Source organism: Paenibacillus sp. B-A-8 (assembly GCF_048572915.1).
Classification (GTDB): domain Bacteria; phylum Bacillota; class Bacilli; order Paenibacillales; family Paenibacillaceae; genus Paenibacillus_AQ.
The window spans coordinates 818985-841727 of the sequence record NZ_CP183882.1 but is presented as its reverse complement, the minus strand read 5'-3'; the positions used below and the strand labels follow the sequence as shown (position 1 = coordinate 841727).

General features: G+C 43.1%; 11 protein-coding genes and 2 pseudogenes. 1 reads left to right on the top strand and 12 read right to left on the bottom strand.

The genetic code is table 11. The annotated features are described in order from the left end of the window. Nucleotide 1: 1 nt before the first annotated feature. The 7 genes and pseudogenes from ACN6MV_RS03820 to ACN6MV_RS03790 form a co-directional block, all read right to left on the bottom strand. On the bottom strand, nt 2-2821 hold the full coding sequence (locus tag ACN6MV_RS03820) for a DEAD/DEAH box helicase (protein ID WP_419885745.1): 2820 nt from the start codon (nt 2819-2821) through the stop codon (nt 2-4). Nucleotides 2822-3082: 261 nt separating this feature from the next. Continuing rightward, complete coding sequence (locus ACN6MV_RS03815) at nt 3083-3364, bottom strand: hypothetical protein (RefSeq protein ID WP_419885744.1); 282 nt, start codon at nt 3362-3364, stop codon at nt 3083-3085. Nucleotides 3365-4681: 1317 nt separating this feature from the next. Further along, entirely contained in the window at nt 4682-5455 is a 774-nt protein-coding gene (locus tag ACN6MV_RS03810; RefSeq protein ID WP_419885743.1) for a hypothetical protein, read from the bottom strand. 252 nt (nt 5456-5707) lie between these two features. After that, entirely contained in the window at nt 5708-6979 is a 1272-nt protein-coding gene (locus ACN6MV_RS03805) for a hypothetical protein (RefSeq protein ID WP_419885742.1), read from the bottom strand. A 609-nt stretch (nt 6980-7588) separates the two neighbouring features. Then, a complete protein-coding gene (locus ACN6MV_RS03800) occupies nt 7589-13591 on the bottom strand; it encodes an S-layer homology domain-containing protein (protein WP_419885741.1) in 6003 nt (2000 codons plus the stop codon). A 312-nt stretch (nt 13592-13903) separates the two neighbouring features. Continuing rightward, nucleotides 13904-14362 (bottom strand): annotated as a pseudogene (locus ACN6MV_RS03795) (SPASM domain-containing protein); the annotation flags it as partial. 128 nt (nt 14363-14490) lie between these two features. Continuing rightward, a complete protein-coding gene (locus ACN6MV_RS03790; RefSeq protein WP_339289173.1) occupies nt 14491-14985 on the bottom strand; it encodes a phenolic acid decarboxylase in 495 nt (164 codons plus the stop codon). A gap of 156 nt (nt 14986-15141) precedes the next feature. On the opposite strand from ACN6MV_RS03790, the gene ACN6MV_RS03785 reads away from it, so the two are divergent. Then, complete coding sequence (locus ACN6MV_RS03785) at nt 15142-15687, top strand: PadR family transcriptional regulator (RefSeq protein WP_339289171.1); 546 nt, start codon at nt 15142-15144, stop codon at nt 15685-15687. A gap of 59 nt (nt 15688-15746) precedes the next feature. Here the strand turns inward: ACN6MV_RS03785 and ACN6MV_RS03780 are convergent. From ACN6MV_RS03780 to ACN6MV_RS03760, 5 genes and pseudogenes are all read right to left on the bottom strand, one after another. After that, a pseudogene (locus ACN6MV_RS03780) lies at nt 15747-16094 on the bottom strand (transposase); the annotation flags it as partial. Nucleotides 16095-16293: 199 nt separating this feature from the next. Beyond that, nucleotides 16294-17688, bottom strand: coding sequence for a thioether cross-link-forming SCIFF peptide maturase (gene scfB / locus ACN6MV_RS03775; protein WP_419885740.1), 1395 nt, complete (start codon nt 17686-17688; stop codon nt 16294-16296). A 122-nt stretch (nt 17689-17810) separates the two neighbouring features. Then, on the bottom strand, nt 17811-17960 hold the full coding sequence (scfA, locus tag ACN6MV_RS03770; protein WP_076098734.1) for a six-cysteine ranthipeptide SCIFF: 150 nt from the start codon (nt 17958-17960) through the stop codon (nt 17811-17813). 484 nt (nt 17961-18444) lie between these two features. Next, the gene (locus ACN6MV_RS03765; RefSeq protein ID WP_419885739.1) at nt 18445-19014 is read right to left on the bottom strand and encodes a hypothetical protein; all 570 of its coding nucleotides are present in this window, start codon (nt 19012-19014) and stop codon (nt 18445-18447) included. 354 nt (nt 19015-19368) lie between these two features. Then, the gene (locus ACN6MV_RS03760) at nt 19369-22389 is read right to left on the bottom strand and encodes a DUF4855 domain-containing protein (protein ID WP_419885738.1); all 3021 of its coding nucleotides are present in this window, start codon (nt 22387-22389) and stop codon (nt 19369-19371) included. Nucleotides 22390-22743 lie beyond the last annotated feature (354 nt).

The window sequence follows — 22743 nt, the reverse complement described above, 5'->3', positions numbered from 1 at the left end:
TTTACACCCCTGTCAGCACTGCAATAATTCGTAAGTATGGATTATTTTCAATTTCGAGTGTATCTTTTACCCAATTGGTAAAACGTTCGAAATCTCGTTCCACCTTACGTTCTTGTTCGCTCTTCTTTCTCTCATTTTCAAAGAAAGATAATTGGTAGACTTTATGCTTATCCTCTAGTTCGATTAATTTATCAAGCTCAGCATCAATTTGAGGACTCACTTCTTTTTGGTAATTTTCGCAATAGCGGTTGAATACCTTTCTTGCCTCATCCACTACAGTTTGTAATAAACTCTCTGCTTCGTGTTTGCGTTGAACAGGCACATTATTACTATTAGGTACTTTATCTTTGTGTAAACCTGTCATGGCAATCACTTGTTTCATACTTAGTTCTTCGACTAATTTCCCACGGGAAAAATGAAGACCGAACCATTCATCAACAACAGGTGTAGATTTACGATTAGGAATCGTTCCGGCAACGACAAAAATATAATCTGAATCGGTTATAGATTGGGGGATTCCGATAAGAGGTGCTTCGTTTCTTCCATACAATAGCCCTGCTTTGTCATTTACCCAACCAAAAATTGGATGAAGTGACCATAAGTATTGCGTCACTGGCCAAGCTGTTTCTGAAAGATTGTTTTGCAAGCTTCGTTTCATTTCATTCATGCAGAAAGCTTTATCAGGGCTAAGTAGTAAATATTCAGTACTTGGCATTGCTTCTTCTGGAAGTACTGCTGATAATCGCCTTTTCAAGTCGGGAGTTATCTGCACTTCAATTCCTTCTACCGTTTGAAGGTTTCGAACCGTATGGTGCTCCGTTTGAGAGAAATACGTCATGGTACTACGTAAATAATCAATATCATTATACAGTGTTTCATTGCCAGAAAGTTCGGGAGGAGCTTCGCCCTCCGCAGCCCCCATCATGAGCAGTTCAAAAGGATCAAATGATTCCGAGGAATGCTCCAACTGCTCACTGAATTCCTCTGCGTCCTGGCCTTTCTCAATGGCTTCTGCAATAACCAATTCTTCTTCCTCAATATTGAATCTTCCCAGTAGCATCGCTGGGTCACCTATGTTTTTGTAAGCTTGCTCTTCCTTTTGCACAAGGATTTCCATGATACGCATATCGCCTTTAATCTTCTCATTCGTGCTACTGATCATAAAATATCTGATATCTGGTTGCTCCGGTTGTCCGTATCTATCGATACGACCATTCCTTTGTTGGAAGACCATAAGTGACCAGGGGATATCAAAATGGACTAAACGATGACTCAGATAATGTAGGTTAATGCCTTCTGAAGCAACATCTGAAGCTACTAGAATACGAATGGGTGATTCCTCGCGACCAAAATTTTCAACAATTTTCTGTTGTTCACTATCAGTCATTCCACCATACAATTCTTGGACCGCAGCCTCTTTTAGCCCCAGATCCTTGCGTAGTTGCTTTGCAAGAAAACGCATGGTCTCGATACGCTCTGTAAAGATTACAATCCTATCGTTACTTTTCTTAACACTCCAATTATATTCTTTGCGATTTAACAAATCTAACAATTGCACATATCTTGAAAATGAATTTGGAACGATTCTTTCAAGTGCGGCTTTAAATTGCTCCAGCTGTGTAATATCTGCAATATCGCCTGTGCTGTACTTCTTTTTTAACTTCTTTAAACGCTCATCTATACTCTTAATACAAGCCGCGGGACTTGAAAAAAGAGATTTTTCAAGACTTGTCTTAAATAATTGCCCCGCATTATGATTCTTGCCAGCATCCATTTCGAGCTTCATGTTAGTGAACAGTTCAAAAGCATATTCCTCTGCTATAGATGCCCTGCAATTTTCAATCGTGATTCGCCTTTCTTTGAATGCACCCTGGACTTGGTGTTTAATATCCTTCTTAAATCGTCGGATACTCAGCCCCTTAATATCTTCTTTCTTGTAATCATGGGGATTTGCAATCGCTGTAGGATCGAGCATGTTCATCAGTGATGCGAAACTCTCTGATCGCCCATCGTGGGGTGTTGCAGACAACATAATCAACGTGTCCGATCGCTCTGCAAGGAGTTGAGCTAGTCGTGAGCGTTGAGCCCTTCGACTACCACGTTCAGCAACATTGTGTGCCTCATCAATAACAATAATATCCCACCATGCATTCTCTAAGTGAGTTCTGTATTCGACATCGCGTTTCAACGTATCTATCGAAACTATTGTCTTATCATAGTAAAAAAATGGATTATAATTTGAAGGCAACTGAGCACGTATTTTTTGAATTTTATTGGAATCCAGACGAACTATTGGAATGGTAAAGCGATTCCACATTTCTTTCTGGAATTGTGTCATCATACTCTTAACTGTTATCACCAATATGCGCTTACCCTTGCCTCTGGCAATCAACTCAGACATCAGTATTCCGGCTTCTAAGGTTTTTCCCAAGCCTACTGTATCCGCAATCAGAATTCGCTGCCTCGTCCGACGTAAAGAAAGCTGTGCCGGTTCAAGCTGATAATTCATCACATCCATCGCTGCACGGTTTCCGATATGAATCGCCGAATCCGTGGGTGTTTGCTGCCTCCACTGACTTTCTATATATAAGCGGGACTTCTTGAAGAAAGGGGAATCATCAATGACCAGGTTCACCTGCGCGGGGTCAACCGGTACTATATCTTCAAGGTCAGTTAGGAAAATAGCCTGATGATCCTTAACTAATTTGGATATTCCGACACAGTAGATTGTTTTTCTGTCCAAACTGTTGCTCTCAACCTTTTTGATCATCCACTCTTCGTCGCGATTGATCACACGCATTCCAGGAGCAAACTCTATCATAATAAATACCTCTTTCATCTAACTTATCAAAATGTAATTTTTAAAAAAATGAAAACACACACTTCTTAACTGCTTAGGAGCTGCTAAGAAAAGTATGCGTTTGAACTCTACTTATTAATTTGATGACCATTCTTTAGCATTCCTTGTTCTGACTGATATTTTGTTTGATTTATATCTATTATATACTAGTTCTATAAGATGAACGTGTATTTCTGCTGTTATTTAATGCAGTTATTCAAGTTATGTTTCCTGGAATGTAAATCAATAAAAATAAGAAACCCATGGCTCATCTGTTGTACGCTCGAAGAGAAAGTCCTCTTTTGAAGTTGGAAGCGTGGGGTCACTCCATTGTATTCGAGCATCCGCGATGAGACTATAAATATAGACAGTATTTACAGACTTACTCAAGGCTTCATGACTCAGGGAAGCTCCTAGACGCAGTTCATAATGCGAATATATCCGGTCAAATTCTTCATAAGAAATAGTCCTCGCCATTTTCAATTTAGAACTCGCTTTTTTATCCATAGCTTGGCTGATGATCACACTACTCCCATCTTAATTGATACGATACCACAGCAGTTTTTTTTCTTGTTTTGCGGCACAGGATAAATTTCAAAAGATTGTTTTTTTGCCTGTTTGAAAATTAAATCTCACGCATTCTCCTGAGTTCATTCACTCTTTCTTCATTAACATTGCGTCATTTTCTACTAATCATTTTATATGTTTTCACCTGTACAAATCATATAGTCTATATCAATAATTGCAGGATCTTTGATCGACCGCTTCCTCGTCCGAAGGTCGAGTCTAAGACCCTACATTCGACCTTTTATAAAACTCCATCCACTTTTTTCTAACACATCAAAAAGTACTGATCAACACCTTAAAGTAAAGGGCTTTAGTCCCATAATAATTATGCGAATTATGATGTGTACAGGCTACACAGTCCTACAATGAGGAGTTATTCGTTCTTGAATAGAAGCATATCCACTGGAAAGGCAATGTTATTGAAGTTTTCCGTTGAAAGGCCATGTGATCGTTACACAATCCATAACCTAAAGATCAATCTAGAAACATTTAATGCTTGAGGAGATGAGGGTACATTGCCAATGACATATGTAATAAGTGTTACGATGGTGACTGGTTTTTCATGTTCTCACACCCTAATAATCAACCATTTCATCATGAGTCCACTACTTATGGTTTAGACATTTGATTCATAAAATGAACTCTGATATATACGATTCCATAATCTGCGCCATAATCAACAACAATTCTTATTAACCAAGGATTCACTACAAAATCATTTCATAGCGACTTAGTCACGAGAGCGTCACCATAACAATAAATATTTATGGTCACGCACTCCGATCGGAGAACAGTCGGCGGTTGATAGTAACTTTTTTTTAATACAGACCTCAGAACAAGAAAAAATGACGCGCAGGCTCAATCACATCCTGGCATCATTTTTTTGTTCTATTGATCTCTGATCAATTTTACATCAACACTGTTTTACGGGATCTGTATCGATATATTATTAATCTGTATCGTATCATAGTACCAAATAAATTCAAGGGAACTATCAAACTGTATTAGGCCTCTTCAGCAACTACAGTCTCCACTTTTGTCGAGTGTTCAGTGTGAACAAACTTTATACGATGTGCCCTAATTATCATACTTCCTGAGTATCGATCTTTTTTGGAGGTTAGGTTAATGATTAATACACAATAAACCTGACTACCCAGTCTTTGTGGGTGTCAGATTTTTCATTTCACTCTTGCACTAAAAAATTGCATCTAGTAAGGTTGATTGCGTATTTTAACTTTGAGATAACACACTTTATCATTGTCACTATACTTAATTTCATTCCAATTCTATGTTTCCATATCGATCATTAATTTTAGTTCGAATTGATAAGGCCTCTTCATTGGATAATAGGGAACACTGCTCTAAATGAAAGATGATTTGCTTCATCCTTCTGCTATATTCCGTATGACTAGTTTCTGGTACATCTGGTGAGTCATCGTCAACTTCATCAATTAAATTATTCATCTTTTCTCTAATCATAGTTAAAAGGTTTTTGCCGTCAAGTAACTTTCTAAGTTCTTCAACTCGAAAAGAAAGGATAGGTATCCTTAACTTATTGAAAATCTTTTTTCTTTTCCCTTCACCGAACCGCCACCCATATCCACCGATTCCATTTATAGAGAAAAAAATACCTAAGTTTGATTCCCGAAGAGGTATTAGTTCTGCAAGTTTTGCCACCATACCAACATCAACACTACTCCGAGCTTTATTTTTACACTCACATATAATTTTGGGCATCATATATCGCTTCATAAACTCGTTAACAGCTACATCAGAAAACTCAACTTCAACATCAGTCTCATTGTCAGCAATGCGAATGTTTTTCTTAACGGTAGCACCTTGAAACCGCTCAAAGAGCATCACAACAAAATCTTCGAGAATAGCACCTTTCTCTTGATTTCTATTAATCCAAGTTTTCGTTTCCTCGATTTTTTCAATGTAGAAAGAGACCTTCTCACAGTCATCGGCTTCGAGAGGCCTCCAAAAGAAATCATCATTCAGTCCCTTTAGTACTTCTTGTAATTCCGAAAAATCTTTAATATCCATCATTGTTTCCTCTTGAAACCGACTCGGACATTTTTAAAGTCCATGGATGACTCACAATACGGACATTGTTTATTTTGAGACTGGTATAGACTTTCTACAGAATCATAAAGCATCACATGTTGTTCTTCATCATTTGTGCAACTAACAGCAAAAATCATCTGAAGAATCCCTTCATTCACCAATTCAATCAATATTTGTTCTGCCGATCTGACATCTAAATGGCTTTCAGTTGCAAGTTTGGTTTTTGTGATTACGTCACTCGGACGAAGCGAGAGAAGTTCCTTCGTTACCTCCGACAATACAGAATTCGGCAGTTTGAATTTCATCGCGATATTGGTTAAGTCTACGGATGACAATGTCCACCACCTCTTCCTCTATAAAAGTATTTGTCCCTCTAACTAAGTAAGCATCATGGCCTTGTTCAACTAAAAACTTATAAGCACGTTCTTCTTTTCTAAAATTAATACCTAACAATTCAATATCACCATCACCCCTAGATCTTTTAGCGGCTTGAGCAGCCGATCCAAGCAAGCTCTGTGCTCTAGATTCAACATCAATTGTATGTGTTAGACCATCCGAACGTTGTCTAAATATTTCAAAGTTTTCTGTATCCTCTAGAATTACCCCATACTTCTCCACCAATTGGGCTTCAAATGACACTTGAATGTCCTGTACCAATTTCATTTGCATTGCACTATCTTTAATTGGATCAAGTCCAGCTTCAGCTAAGAGATCAGAAGTAAAATTCACAATCTTATCCTGAAGGTTAAATGAATGTTCGGTAATAATAGGGTTATTATGTCGCGTTGCTTCCTCAACGAAACGACTAAGTGCATTAGGTATCCACAATGGCGCAGTTATCTTTATGTCGCCAATGTAAGTTTTTAAGATCTCAAAAAACATATCTGCGATAGAAGACCAATCAGAGCGTTTATTTTTTACCATTCCATTAACATGTTCAAGGTTTGCAGTTGGATTGAAAATCACTTTACAATCATAACTATCACTTGAAACAACGCAATGAGTAAAAAATATTTTTTTAAACGATCTAGTGCTGCCGTCCAAGCGTTTTCCGTTAACAATACAAGGAGCCACAAAAGAAAATGTATATTTGTTATTAATCTCATCCTTATGTATACCCACCAAATTAACATCGGTTAAGTTAGGCATAACCGTATCTAAATCCTCAGATTCATTATCGGGGTTTATATCAGTTAAATTTAACTTAATTATGGAATTTCTATCATCATAAATCTTTTTTAATAAATCGGCACTCGGCTTCACTTTAAGATTATAAACAAATGTGTAATTGTTACCATCAATTTGATGATATGTATACCAATCGTAAAATGCCTCTCTTGAAATCGCTGAAAATAAGACTCCTTTATCATTTACTGCGTTAAAGAGAATCTTTGCCATCGTGCGTCCAGATGCCATTTTCTTAATTCTATATTTATCGAATAATATATGATAATGCTTATGTTGAGTATACATCTCTAGAAATTTATTTATGTTTCCCCAATTCATTTCCATCCCCCGTGTACAAAAACATTATTGGTACAACTGTATTTTATTATACAGATCGCCTTCTTTAAATTCCATAAATTTCTTGTCTAGTTTCTCATAATCAACTCCACTACTCACTTAATTCTGTTCAATTGATTCTCCGGCCAACTGATCTAGTTCCGATTTCCAAAGCTGATCCATGGTATCGTTAACTTTTTTGCATCGTTCCGTAGTATTTTCTATATCGTTTGCTGGTATATTGATAAGTTGATCATAATGAGCTCCTTTGATTGTTCAAATTCTTTTGTATCCGTTGCTTTCCAGTGTGGCAGAATTCAGAATCAATTACTGTTACAAGCAGCATACTTCTACCAATGCTCTGCTATAAAGCCCTCTATTATAAACCTATCTCCTCAATTAAATTTCCTTATTCATCCAAACTTCTGCCACTCTCAGTCAGTCAAATCTATAAAATAAATTCGAACCGTAACTCATCCATTAGTTCTGTGTATAATAGCTACTTCATTTCTAAACATGGTTGTTTTCCAATGATAGATCAGAAAATGTCCCAAACAAAAAAAAGCGAATTCAGCCCTATGCTGAATCCGCTCTTCCGTTACTCATTTCAATCTAATCAATAAGCCCCGACTTCTGCAGCAACCGCTGAATCAGAACTGCCACTTCCGCGCGGCTGACATTAGCCTTTGCCTCCAGCTTATTGTCGCCACGACCGCTAATCAAGCCAGCTTTGGCGGCTAGCGCCAGACTGTCCTTAGCCCAAACGCCTATGTTACCTGCATCTGTAAAAGCAGCAAGTATGCTTGTCGCATCCACTGTGCCAGTCTGGTCCGCAAGTCCTGTTAACTTCATCGCTTTAGCGATAATGTTCATGGCCTGCTCGCGAGTGATTGGAGCATTCGGCTGGAATGTCCCGTCCTCAAAACCTGTGATCAGACCGTACTCGGATGCCGTTTCAACCGCACCTGCATACCAGCTATTCGCTGGTACATCCGCAAATGCTGTCTTCCCTTCCCCAAGCTTTAGTCCCAGACCGCGTACGATGATCGCCGCGAATTCCGCCCGGGTAATATCCCCATTTGGGTTAAAGGTTGTTTTGTTCACTCCATTAATCACCAGACGAGATCCCATATCGTTCACTGCGTCCTTCGCCCAATGATTCTCCACATCCGCAAAAGTCAGTGGATGCCAGATCACCGAATACGAGCTATTCGTCACACTCTTAATAACTACGTAGTATTTGCCGTCCTTCAGAACGAATCTGGTCGGCACATGGCGTACTGTGCCATCTGGCTCCACAACGACTCCAGTCGTAATCCGGTTCGGATCAGTACCTCCTGGAAGTGGCACTATCCGCTCTACGTAAGCATTGAACTGACTCACTTCCACTATCGATGTACCGTAAGTAGCGGTAACAGTGAAATCTAGTGACGGTGCAACGAGTGTAAAGCCACCTCTGCTTGCCGCACCCGCCACTACCTGGTTCATGGATGCTGAGGATTCGCTGATCGTAATCTTCAGTGTGATATCTTCTAGCTTCAGGCCATTTCCAAGTTTCTCAACTAACGCACTGATGTTGATTTCGTCGGCTGGCAAAGTATAAGTTCCTTTGCTTGTCTGAAACACTAGAGTAGCCGATGCGTTCTCCATGTTCTTAATTATTTGACCATTTAACTCAGCGACAATGACGTTGGAATCCAGCGTCACAGGAACGGTAACCACCGCCCCATTACCTTCCGCATCCAGCTTCGCTTGGAGTTTAGCTGGGTCAACGACGATAATAGTCGTTCCCACGTTTCCTACGTTCGTTGTTGTTGCTTTGCCCGCGTTCTCTTCCTTACCGTTAACAAGGACGATCACATCGGTGACGACTGTGTTCGCGTTACCGGGGGTTGTTCCGCTATTCGAGTTACTTCCGGTTCCTGGGCTGACCGGATCAGTACCAGGTGTTACGGTATCAGCCGCCACAACTGCTGTTGTACTGCCGTATTTTACTACCTTGCCGTCAGCATCTACCTCTGCAATCCCAATCGTATCCCCATTGGCTGCTGGAACCAACCCCTCACTGCCTACAAGCATGTATCCAGTCAGGACATCTCCTACATTGGGTACGACGACGCTACCAGCGCCAAAGTTCTTATAAAAGAGCTTATGTCCTTCAGCCAGTGCAGGCGTAACGGTGATTTGCGTATAGCCGTTATTGGCCGAGCCACTTGGATCGATGGCGCTCACGTTCAAGCCACCCGCAGGGATAAGCGGATTAATTGTAAAGGTCAGCGTGGTTGCCGGCCCCGCCGGAACAGACCCGCTAGCCACCACCCGTACCTTAACGATGTGCTCACCACTCAAGTCCGGTAAGTTGGTTCCGTCGTACCGTACGTATGGTCCGTCGTCCACTGAAAACTCCATACTTGTGTCCAGACCAACAATCGTATTGTTCTGATCATCAGCGGTGACTTCAGGCGCGGACGGAATGACCGCATTCGAGTCATGAACGATAACCTGAGCAGCAATAGAAGCGAATGCTGTTGCCGTTGCCTTTTCCCGAACATAATACGTGTCCGGCGCAAGGTCAGTAATCATTGTGTCTGTAACTTCTGTCCAAAGACCAGTGCTGCCTATTTTGTATTCCATTTGGACTGTCAGATTCTGAATGGTACCGTTATTAGCCCCATTGTACGTTACATCCGTAACAGTCACACCTACCGGAGCCGCTGCACGAGATGGAATGCTTAACGTCTGTACCGCACTGTCCGTTGTTGTTGAACCGTCACCTTTCTTAAGGATGCTCAGTGACGTTCCCAACCAACTGCTATCTATTTCCAGCTTGCCATCTACTGACACCGTAATCGCTGTATCGTTTACCATGTATGAGCCACTTGGTGTCAGGCCTGCCAACTGTTCAGTAGCATAGTCGATGACGGCCACTGGTGTCGCTTCTGGCTTTTTCGTGAATGCCGATACCGTCACTTGCACCGAAGCCGAGGTAAATGCCGTCGCTGTTGCTTTCGTCCGCACATAATACGTGTCAGGAGTAAGTCCCGTCACGCTTGTACCCGGTACATCTGTCCATGCACCTGCTGTGCTTTTTTTGTATTCCATCGCACTAGTAACATTGATGAGCGTACCATCGTTTGTGTTCATTCCCGTTTCACCCGTTGCTGTCACACCAGTCGGCGCTACTAAACGGGACGGAATGCTTAGCGTCTGTGCCGCACTATCCGTTGTCGTCGAGCTGTTGCCCTTCTTCAAGATGCTTAGCGATGTTCCTATCCAACTACTATTAATGTCCAGCTTACCATCTGCTGTCGCCGTAACCGATGTACCATTTACCGTGTACAAGCCACTTGGCGTCAAGCCTGTCAACTGCTCTGCCGCATAGTCAATGATGGCTGTCGGTGTTGCTTCCAGCGTTGGCACGAACGTAGCTACCGTCACGCTCTTCGCTTCTGAAGCAAATGCTGTCAAAGTCGCTTTCGTCCGGACATAATACGTATCAGGAGTAAGCCCTGTTACGGTTGTGCCTGACACATCCGTCCATGCCCCTGCTGTGCCCTTCTTGTATTCCATCGCGATTGTTACGTTCGTCAATTTGCCATCGTTGGCATTTATCGCCGTTTCATCTGTCACCGTTACACCAGTCGGCACCCCTGCACGGGACGGAACGCTTAGCGTCTGCGCCGCACTATCCGTTGTCGTCGAGCCATTGCCTTTCTTCACAATACTCAGCGACGTTCCCAACCAACTGTTACCAATAGCTAATTTTCCATCAGCTGTCGCTGTTACCAAAGCTCCGTTTACTGTGTACGAGCTGTTTGGCGTGAGGCCTGTCAGTTGTTCAGTCGAATAATCAATAACGGCTGCGGGCACCACTTCCGGTGTTGCCACAAAAGCAACCACCGCAATCTGCACTGAAGCTGACGCAAATGCCGTTGCCGTCGCTTTTGTCCGCACATGGTACGTGTCTGGAGTTAGTTCCGTTACGGTTACACCCGTCACATCCTTCCACGCACCTGTCATACCATTCTTGTATTCCATCTCGGTTGTCACGTTCGTCAGTGTACCATTGTTAGCATTTATCGCCGTTTCGTCCGTCGCCGTTATACCTATCGGCGCCACTGGACGGATCGGAATGCTCAGCGTCTGCGCTGCGCTATCCGTAGTCGTCGAACTGTTGCCCTTCTTCACAAGGCTCAGTGACGTTCCCAGCCAACTGCTATCAATAGCTAATTTGCCATCAGCTGTCGCTGTTACCAAAGCCCCGTTTACTGTGTACGAGCCACTTGGCGTCAAGCCTGATAACTGCTCTGCCGCATAATCAATGGTGGCTATAGGTGTTACTTCCGGCGTTGGCACGAAAGTAGCCACCGTAACATTCTGCGCTTCTGAAGCAAATGCCGTCGCCGTTGCTTTCGTCCGCACATAATACGTGTCCGGAACAAGTTCCGTTACGGTTACACCTGCTACATTCGTCCATGCACCTGCTGTACCCTTCTTGTATTCCATCGCGTTTGTCACGTTCGTCAAAGTACCATTGTTAGCACTGATCGCCGTTTCATCCGTCGCTATCACACCAGTCGGCGCCTCTGCACGTGACGGAATGCTTAGCGTCTGCGCCGCGCTATCCAATGTCGTCGATGCATTGCCTTTTTTCACTATGCTCAGCGACGTACCCAACCAACCACTGTTAATGGTCAGCTTACCATCTGTTGTCGCTGTTACTGCCGTACCGTTCACCGTATACGAGCCGTTTGGCACCAGACCGGTTAACTGCTCTGCCGTATAATCAATGACGGCTGCCGGTGTCGCTTCCGGTGTTGCCACGAACGTAGCCACCGTCACGCTCTTCGCTTCTGACGCAAACGCCGTCACCGTCGCTTTTGTCCGTACATAGTACATGTCCGGATCAAGTCCCGTTACGGTCGCACCTGAAATATTCGTCCAAGTACCCGCTACACCCTTCTTGTACTCCATCGCAGTTGTTACGTTAGTCAATGTACCATCGTTAGCACTTATCGCCGTTTCATTCGTCGCCGTTACACCAGTCGGTGCCCCTGGGCGGGATGGAATAATCAGTGTTTGTGCCGGGCTATCCGTTATCGACGAGCCATCGCCTTTCTTCACGATGCTCAGTGACGTTCCCAACCAGCTGCTGTCTATAGCCAGCTTACCATCCGCTGTCGCCGTTACCGCTGTACCGTTGTTAACCGAGTAGGCGCTGTTTGGCGTCAGTCCGGTCAGTTGCTCAGCCGCATAGTCAATGATAGCCGCTGGTGCCGGAGCTCCCGTCTCAAATATTTTAGCGGTTATTCTATAATGATCAGCATCCGTATTATCGGTTGTCACCAAGACAAGCTTGTCACCAAAGGTGGGATACAATTTGAAGCTTGGATAATATTCCACAGCGTACATCCAAGTGGCTTCATTGAAACCCTGCATAGCCACCGGAGCGGAATCCACCGGCTGATCCGATGTAAAGACTAAGTTACCGTCATTGTCATAATAATTCAGGTAAGCATACTGCGTTCCCGACCATTCTTTAAAGTTGTTGTACGCATCATTGATGGCATTGGTAGAAGTGGGGTCCGTGCTTACGGTTACAAAGCCCGGATTTGCACCATCCCTATAAATAGCAGCCGAAGATTCACCCAGAGAGCCATTTACCGTAAAATCACCTTTGCTCGTACCGTTCTTATCATATAAGGAGACTGTTGATGTGCCGTTTCTATAGCTATATTGGCTGAACATGAAATTCCCGTTGTTCAACGTGGATAGAAACAGCTGTTTTTCATCCGTTCTTATTCCTTTATTAATCGTGTTCAACAGAGTCCCATTATTACTGAATATTTTCAGCTTAATAGTATCCGACTGAGGTCCTACTCCCGAATTATAAGCAACCATATATACACCGTCTCCAGCGGATACATAAGACATGCTCGCATTATGGTTAACTAATAGCGTTTCACTCGAGACCGGGGTTCCCGTAACAGAGAACACTCGTGTAGCGGTGCTTATATTGTCGTTTCTTTGCCATGAAAAGGCTATATTACGGTCAGACAATTCTGTTATAGATATGAAGCGTGTGAGTGCCGGGGTACTGGCGGCAGAGTATGTGTTAATCTGCGTCTGACCAACCACCTTTTGTCCTGACTGGTCTATCACCATGAAATAGGCGTTTGGATTATTCTCCCTAACAGTCCCCAATTGCAAATTGTTAGCGCCGCTGTCGCTTTTATGGTAAGTAATCAGAATATTCCCATTACTTAGTGCAAGCATGTTCACATTAATCATTTGGTAGTAGGTATCCATTAGGCTACTAAGATTAACATCTGTTTTAAGTGCTCCTGTGCTGTCAAATACCTTCAAAAAATAAGTAGAAACATAAGAATTACCTGCATAAGCGAATGAGTTCAGCACTACTGCGGTACCTCCGCCAGAGAGAGCTTCAACACTGGAAACATTCTTGCCTGAGGCGTATGTATCTGGTGGCTGAATGGTAAATTCCGTTGTTTTGGTGAAAGAAGGCACAGCTGCGTATGCCCGGAGTGAAATCATCGGTAGCAGTCCAATGACTAAAATAAAAGCCAATCCAATCTTGCCTAACTTTTTTAACATTGCTTTCCTCCTTGTCGAATGACTATTCATATAGTTGTTAACGCTTCCGTAATTGCGTTAATACAGAAAAGTAGATTTCCATCCTATTATATCGACATTTCTCAGAAAAAAGTTTATTTTTCGACAAAAAATATACTAAATCACGAATTTAGTATGACTTTAGTCATATATATTAGTGAATTCCACATCCTGGTTGCCGATGAAGAAGACAATCTATGATCATAGTTCTAGTTAAAACAAAAAAACCGAGAAAGAGCACTTCTTTTAAAAGTGTCGATTTCTCAGTTATAGTTTATTCGTCCGTTAGGTTAATTAGCTAGGTTGCCCTTCCATCGCTCTAATCGATTCCTCCACCTTCACCATCATGGAACATTCGACTCTTTTGCGGAAGACGTCACAGCTGAAGTCATAGGTTCCGACCAGAGAACCCGTCGCTTGCAGTGCATTGGCAGGACAACCACCGCTGCAGTAGAGCTTCGCCCAGCAGTCCTTGCATTCCGGCTTCAAGTAGCAGTTGCTCTCTTTGTATTGACATTGCAGTTAAGGTTTTGTGATGCCATCCCAGAGGTTCCCCATGCTGTATTCTTCATCCCCTACGAACTGGTGACAAGGAAAAAGCTCTCCCCAAGGGGTGACCGCAAGATATTCCGTTCCTGACCCACAGCCAGTCATTCTCTTTTGGATGCAAGGCCCTTCCGAAAGGTCAAGCATGTAGTGATAAAAAGTAAACGCCTTGCTTTGCTCACCGCGCCCGATCATTTTTTTATACAAACCGAACTCTCCAAGCAGTTGGTAGCGAAGAAAAAATCGCTGTAAAGAGCACAAACAAGAGATTGATAGCCCCAAAAAAGCTGGTTTAGTATAGTGTAAGCCCAGCACAACTTGTAATTATTATTTTTTTATTTGTTCAAGGGTTTTCCCGCACGAATATCATCCGTCATACCGGTGTAAGGTGCAATTGAAATTAACTCTTCGTTATTCACACCCGCGTTTTCATAAAATGTAATATCGGCAAATTCCGGTACGACATATTTTGGATAGGTATCGTATTTCTCACGAGATTCTTCCATTAATGGAATAAAGTCATTTTGATAGCGAACTGTGATTTCCGGATGTTCATGGACCCATTTTGGAAAGAAAATAACTCCATGCATCCGCTTCTCATCAGGCATGAAATTCAGTGACACATCCGTACCGGTCGGCTCTGTCCAGGACACTTTATATACACCTTCTACAAGTTTAGCCAAATCCACTTTTTGGTCACGCACCCAACGACCGCCTACCATGCCACTGTGAATACGATAATCTATGGTATCCTCATTTTTTATGTAAATTTCATATTCCCAACCATTCTCATAAGTATAAATCATGTGACTACCAATAAACTTGTCCATGCTTAAATCCTTCTCTCATAAATAGTGTTTTGGTACATGTTGAAATGAATAGCAATATAACGACGAAACATGTAAATATAAACATGTTTAAATCAACATAATTATTCTAGCATTGTGGTATATTGATGTCAAACATGTATCGTAGGGAGATTGCAAATGCGAATTTTAAAATATGCTCTATTGGGTCTGATAGAAAAAGAAGAAATAAGTGGATACGACATTTCAAATCAGTTTAAGCGGGAGATTGGTGAGTTCTGGAGCGCTAAACATAGTCAAATTTATCCAGAACTTAAAAGGCTGACAGCGGAGGGGCTGATCGAATACCGTACCCTTATCACAGGAATTAAACTAGAGAAAAAAGTTTACTGCATTACGCAAAAAGGCAAGCAAGAATTACTTGATTGGCTAACACAACCTAAAACACTACCAGAGACAGAAAAAGATGAATTTATGTTAATGATGTATTTTTCAGCTGCGATTTCTATGGAGGAGAGAAAGCGACTACTACAGGACCAAATTACAAAGAGAATTGCAAAATTAGAGATATTATTGAGCAATCAGAACTCGCTGGAGTTAGCAAATGATAATTTTAAATCGCCTGATTCTTGGCAATTTGGACATTATCTGGTTTTAAGCAGGGCTATTAGTCGAGAACAAAGTTATGTTAAATGGCTTGAAGATACACTCCAGCTATTAGTCTAATACTGAGTGCTCATATAGTCGTCTTAAAGAACTCTCCGGGATTTTTAACAAAATACGTCGTCATCAGTAGGGTACGCCGTCTTGGTCTTGGTTACCTTACGGAGCTGTCGGTGGAACCCTTCGACGCTGTTCGTAGTGTAGACGAGCTTACGAATCTACGCAGGAAAGTCAAAGTACGTCGTGAGCTCCAACCAGTTGCCTTCCCACGAGCGAACGACGAGGGGATACTTCTTCTCCCACGTCTCCCGAATAGACGAGAAAGCCACTACCACTTCCTCCAGTGTGTGGGCCTGGTACACGGGTTAGAGGGCAGTCATAACGGCCAACGCGTCCTTTTTCGCGACATATTTGATTGTGTTACGGAGCAGATGGATGACGCACGACTGCATGCGCGTCATGGGAAAGACCTTCGCACCGCTTCGGAGAAAGTAATAAAAAAGCAAATAAATTCGAGTTAAAAAAACAATTGAACAACCAGGGTAAAAGTAAGAGATGTGGGGAACGACGTAGAAGAAGAAATAGGGGAATTGCCTGAAAAACCGAGAAAGAGCACTTTATTTAAAAGTGTCTATTTCTCGGTTATGGTTTATTGATCCATTATTTTAATTAGTTAGGTTGTTCTTCCATCGCTCTAATGGATTCATCCACCTTTACCATCATGGAACATTCGACTCTTTTGCGGAAGACGTCACAGCTGAAGTCATAGGTTCCGACCAGAGAACCCGTCGCGTGCAGTGCATTGGCAGGACAACCGCCGCTGCAGTAGAGTTTAGCCCAGCAGTCCTTGCATTCCGGCTTCGAGTAGCAGTTGCTCTCTTTGAATTGACATTGCAGCTCAGGTTTTGTGATGCCATCCCAGAGGTTCCCCATGCTATACTCTTCATCCCCTACGAACTGGTGGCAAGGAAAAAGCTCTCCCCAAGGGGTGACGGCAAGATATTCGGTTCCTGACCCACAGCCAGTGATTCTCTTCTGGATGCAAGGCCCTTCTGAGAGGTCAAGCATGTAGTGATAAAAGGTAAACCCCTTGCCTTGTTCACCGCGACCGATCATTTCCTTGGCGAGAATTTCGTACTGGTTGTATATCTCCGGCAAGTCCTCCTCGGTAAGTGCATAGGGCTCCTTTGGATCACAGATGACTGGTTCCATAGAGATTTTGTCAAAACCAAGGTCTGCGATATGAAATATATCGTTGGTGAAATCGACATTGTTACGAGTGTAAGTTCCTCGAACATAGTACTCTTGGTCCCCGCGCTTACGAACGAATTCCTTGAACTTCGGAACAATATGATCGTAGCTGCCTTTTCCGTTAACCGTTTGGCGCAGCCGGTCATGAACCTCTTTTCTTCCATCCAGGCTTAATACGACATTGTACATTTCCTGATTTAAAAACTCGGTGACCTCATCGTTCAGCAGCATCCCGTTCGTCGTGAAGGTGAAGCGGAACTTCTTTTTGTATTCTTGTTCTTTGCTTCTTGCATAAGCTACGATCTGTTTAACCACTTTCCAAGCCAAAAGCGGTTCCCCGCCGAAAAAGTCGATGTCAAGATTACGATGATGACCCGAATTTTCAAGCAGGTAATCGATAGCTTTTTGTCCAACCTCATAGCTCATGATCGCTCGATCTCCGTTGTATTTCCCCTGGCTAGCGAAGCAATAGTCGCATGACAGATTACAGGTATGCGCAACATTGAGGCAGAGCGCTTTGACATAAGTTTTTCGTTTTTTTAAATCAAGCGAGAGGTTCTCATACTCATCTTTTGTAAAGAGCTGTCCATCATTTTTAAGTTCCTCGATATCCGCGATGGTTTCTCGAATGTCGCTCTCGGAAATGCTGGAATCATCTTTATATTTATCCAACAGCGTTGTCACGATTTTTTCGGGGGAAGTTTTCTCATAATCCGCTATAATTTCATATGCTAGGTCATCAACAACATGCACCGAGCCACTATAGGTATCGAGCACGATATTGTATCCATTTAGTTTATATTGATGAATCATACTTACTAATCAAGCTCCTTTTGCACACAAGTAGAAACGGCTTTGCCATCCTTTAGGGATAGTATCCATTTCTTAAAAATAGCCGCCCATCAGCAGAGCAATGGGCGGTAACATTCCGAATCCTATCTGTTCATTGCATTTTCACACTTCTGGTTTGCTACGCCGCAGGAAGTTTTACAAGCGGACTGGCAAGATGTCTGGCATGCGCCGCATCCGCCGTGTTTTGCGGTATCCATCAGTTTGCGGGTGCTCAGTGTTACGATTCTTTTCACGATAAATAACTCCTTCTGTAATTTCTTGTGATCACTTTCACTTAATTTCCATGGAACATCGTAGCAACCTCACGTAAGTACGTCTATGATTCCCGTCACCTAGCAGAGCAGAGAGGGGTTAAACATAAGCATCAACGTTAATTTCCGTGCATTCTTTCATGCTTGTGATCGTAGGATGCCGTAGCGGGAACCAGAGTCAGAGCAATGCTAAAAAAGTGACCAAAGAAACAAAAAAGAGACGGCAATGATGCCATCTCTTTAACAACGATTTTTTCTCATACTTGTCCGTAAAGTCCAATAAATATAAGGATCTCATAACACTGTATCCTTCCTTACCAGTAGAGCGACACTCTCCGATTCCATATGCACCATATGCGAACATCCCTCTCAATATCATGGCTATTGTTATGGCGGGAAGAAGTCGCGTAGAATTAGGGATTTTTGTAGGGAGTGTTTCTTGAATATTCAATGAAGTTATTTATATTTATAATGTACTACGCCTTAGTTCATAAAAATATTGCACAATTGGATGCTTTAACTTCATCTTCTCACTCATGTTTAAAATTCGCTTTTTCCCAACTCGTCTGTCCACTAAAGCTAGAATATTCAATAAGATATCGTCGCTTTCTAAGCTCTCCTCTATGGAAATAGATAAATACTTAGTAGCTATAACAATAAAGTTCGATTTACTTAATGATGTCTGTGCTGACAAAAGCACCTTTGCAACTTCTGATATTTTTCTACTTCTTGCAATGACTATTAGACGATCCTCCGGGATGATCCCCTTACTATCTTTTCTAACCGCTTCAATGTCTTCATGGTTGATAGGAATTAGAAGATCTGAATCATTCTTAATCTCCTGCTCCGTCTGATACCATCTAATTGAGCTAGTTCTATCATTCATATTAAGTACGTTCTTTTTATCTACCGAAATATAACAATCCCCTGATTTATCAGGTAAATAACGGTAACTGCTCGCGCGATATTCAACCCTGCCGTATAACGCAGGACAGAGAAAACTCTCCAGTTGTTGCTTCAATTTGCTCCAGGACATGTATCCTCCTATGTTTTATGTTATAAATACCTGCTCAGGCAGTCGTTCTATTATACAATACATAATACAATCCCACTAAAACCTGAATAATATCTTGATATAAAAACAGAGGAACGACTTGAAATATTTGGTTTTCGCCCCAATTTCCATTCATCTAATTCTCTATTTGTCACGTCTACATAGAAACAAGCCGATTAGGTATAGACCCCGTGGTCTGGCACCTAATCGGCTTTTTATGTTACGCCTCAAACGTTTTTACTTCGGTTATTAGTCTTACTCGGACAGATAATTCGATAACCAGTACAGGAAGTTTCAGAGCGGGTCGTATTGCTGTTTGGATGAATTATTTCTCCATTACTTATCGTGACCTTTACCCGGGTTTTCTTTTGAGTATTCAAAGGTCACTTTTACAGGCTCGCTCATATAACCAGTCGATAGATACGCCTCATTGGTTCCCTTTAAATTACCCGTAAGTTTGAATGTGAATTGGAAGCTTCCCGCGACTGTACTCTTCGTCTCATCTTCGAGTTGAACCTTGCCTTTCGGATCAAGCACCTTCAACTTCACATTTGTAAGGACGCCATTCATCAGCAATCCATCAATCGTTACTTTTTTCGCTTCCTCGTCAACCTTTACTTGTATGCCCTCAATGCCCTTCACGTCTACAGCGCCCGAGAGGTTATAGACACCAAACTCGTAGATGGAATATCCGTAATCGGTTGCTCTTTTTATGCCTTGTAACTTCATGTATCTTGCCTTGACCGGGTTGAACTGAATCGTTTCTTTGCCATCATGCGCGGTAATAATTCCGTCATTTGGCATGACATTGATCCAGTTCTGCTTATCGTTCGACACAAGAAGTTTGTATTTATCGGCACGAGCATATTCCCAATCGATTCGAACCGTATCCATTTCCTTCACTTCATCGAGATCGACCAGGAACCAAGTATTGTCCACGTATTCACTCGCCCATCTTGAAGCAGGGAATCCATCGACGGCTTTAGCCGGTGCATAATTCACATTATTGCCTTCGGTCGACGAAGCTTCTACCGTTTTATTCTGCGCCAAATTGCCTATTAGGTAATAGACGCTTTCCTTCAGCGTATTGTACGCCTCATCTTTTATCGTACCCGCCTTCTTGAATTCATCCAGCTTTGCGTTAAAGCCTTGGAGATACTTGGTGACTTGCGCTGCATCTTTCCCTTCATAGCGCTTCATCATTTCCAAATAGTTGTTCAAAGAACGCACCGTTGCAGAATTGGTAAATTGCTTCGCTTTTTCGAAGCGGTCGACTAACGCTTTCATACCAGATGCATTCGTCGTTGCTTCGATAACATATGACTTTGTCACCATATGCCCCGCCGTAACGGTAATGTTAAGCTCATGCTTGCCAAGCTTGCCTGCAAGCGAAATAACGGTACCCGCTGTATAAGGCTTGCCGTCATACGTCGCCGTCACTTTCGTCAGACCATCATCCGTTCTAAGTTTCCATGTAAAGGATACGGATTCTGAATCGGGCAGCTTCATCCCGCTCTGGAACGGTTTGCCGTTCATCTGCACGTCTACCTCGGAAGGCGGAGCCTCGTTGACCTGATACGTTCCTTTAACAAATTGATACAGCCAGTCGTAAAGAACGCGTGTCGCTGGATCTTTACTTACCGCGGTGTTATAGACTGCATTGTTGCCTTGGTAATACGATTTGAAGCCATCCTTCATAAGCCCTGTCTTCGCACCGCTGTTCAAGTAATCGATATACCGCTCGCGGAACACGCCGTCCGTCAGCATCCGATCATCGAACTCGAGTTCATTGGACATGCCATACTGCTTCGCCAGATTCGCAGAATCCTCCAAGCGTTCGATATCCGTCGGCTCGAAGAAGTAATTCGGTTGGATCGTCACCGCATCGAAGCCGACATCCTTCCACATGAACGCTTTATAAGCGAAGAAGTGCGGAATCCAGAAGAACTTCAGGTCCTTGCCGCTAATTTGCATGTCATGCAGGGTGCTGCTCACGGAACGGATCAGATCCGGTCCGGATTGGCTTGTGCTGATTTGCTCTTCGAACCAGTACATACCTACAAGCTCGAGGTTAGCGTAACCTTTTGCTTCCCATCTCGATTTGACTTGCTGCAGCCACCATTGAACTGCTTTTTCACGGTTCGCAAGGGCTTTCTCTTTGCCAACGGAATCATTGAAGTTCAGCGATTCTCCACCTTGTTCAATAGCTCCGAAATTAGTGATCGATTCACCTGGATCCGGAATCATGAGGACAACCTTTTCCTTCACGCCAGACTCGTTCAGCGCATCGGATACTTCCTTAGCCGCTGCGTTTAACGCATCCATATCGCCGCCTACCGCAAAGGTTTTATCCAGATACCATTTCCAATCTTCAAGATAAGCCCGCCCGCCGAAATCACGACCTGGATTTGGAGAGTTAATGCCAAGATACAGGACGCCGTCGAAGAGTCGATCCTTAATCTTGCCGTCCTTATCGACATAACTAATATTCGGAATGATCCGTTCTTTCGTCCAGATGCCTAAGTCATTCGCATATTGCCCGTTATACAAAAGTCCAAGATGCTCGATACCCGCTGTCGCTTCGCCTGCCGCCAAGAATTGCGGCGTATGCGTTGGAACAGTTACGGCTCCGGCAACTTTGCCGTCTTCACCGAGGATTTCAATCTCATCCACGAAGGTCATTGCACGCGTATGCATTGTGAATGTCACTTTCACATAGCGAGCATAGGCGATCTTCGCATCTGGGCCGATGGCTTTGATACCGTCCTTACTGCCATCCCACACATAGGTCTCAGTGTATTTGCCGTCATTCCACAGCTTCTGCGTGGCATTGTCTTTGAGCAGTCCCCAGTTCACTTTGTCATCGGAGACGTACATCGATACCGTGAGTGGCACGAGTACATTGTTCGTTGGCCAATCTTCGAGGAAATTGGCTTTAATACCCGTGAGTGATTTCTTCGCCCCCAAATCAAACACAACTTCGCGTGTCTTACCCAAATGATGTCCAACCCATGACACGTCGGATCTATTGCTTGCCCCATATATACCATCCGTAAGTGTGTTGCCTTCATCCGGATAGGAAGCTTCCGGCTCTTGCGACCACTCATAAGATAAGCCCGCTGCAAGATTGTGATATACCGCCCCATACACTGACGCAATAACACCCTCCGTACCCGCTCCCGGTAGGTCTGATGGATTCGTCACCTCGACCGGATCGGCTTCGCCCGGCGGGTTCGCTGGTGTCTGTCCCTCTGTCTGTGTAGGCGGCAGCGCCTCTTCCGCTTGCGCGATCGGCATCATCGTTACGATCATGATCGCAACCATGACGAGAGCTACCCATTGTCTACTCCTCTTCATATCGTACGAACTCCCTTCTGATTCTTGAGTCAAGAAACATCAATCTCCTAAATGGTATGTGCTTCCATTTCAGCTTACCTCGATGCTCCTTCCTCCCTTCCGAGATTCCGACATGTCATATAAGCTAATAACATATGTCAATGTCCTTAAAGTAACATTATGAAAAGTGGCCTTTCTTTCAAATAGATAATTAATGACATTGGGTATACACTTGTTGACATGAAGGCCATCACGTCGCGATTTTATAGGTATAAAGATAGCGCTTACCTCCTTAGGTCCTACCTATTTTTTATCAATATCCTCTAAGAAATCCGCCAAATAAAAAACGCAACCCCTCGAGGTTGCGTCGTGTTT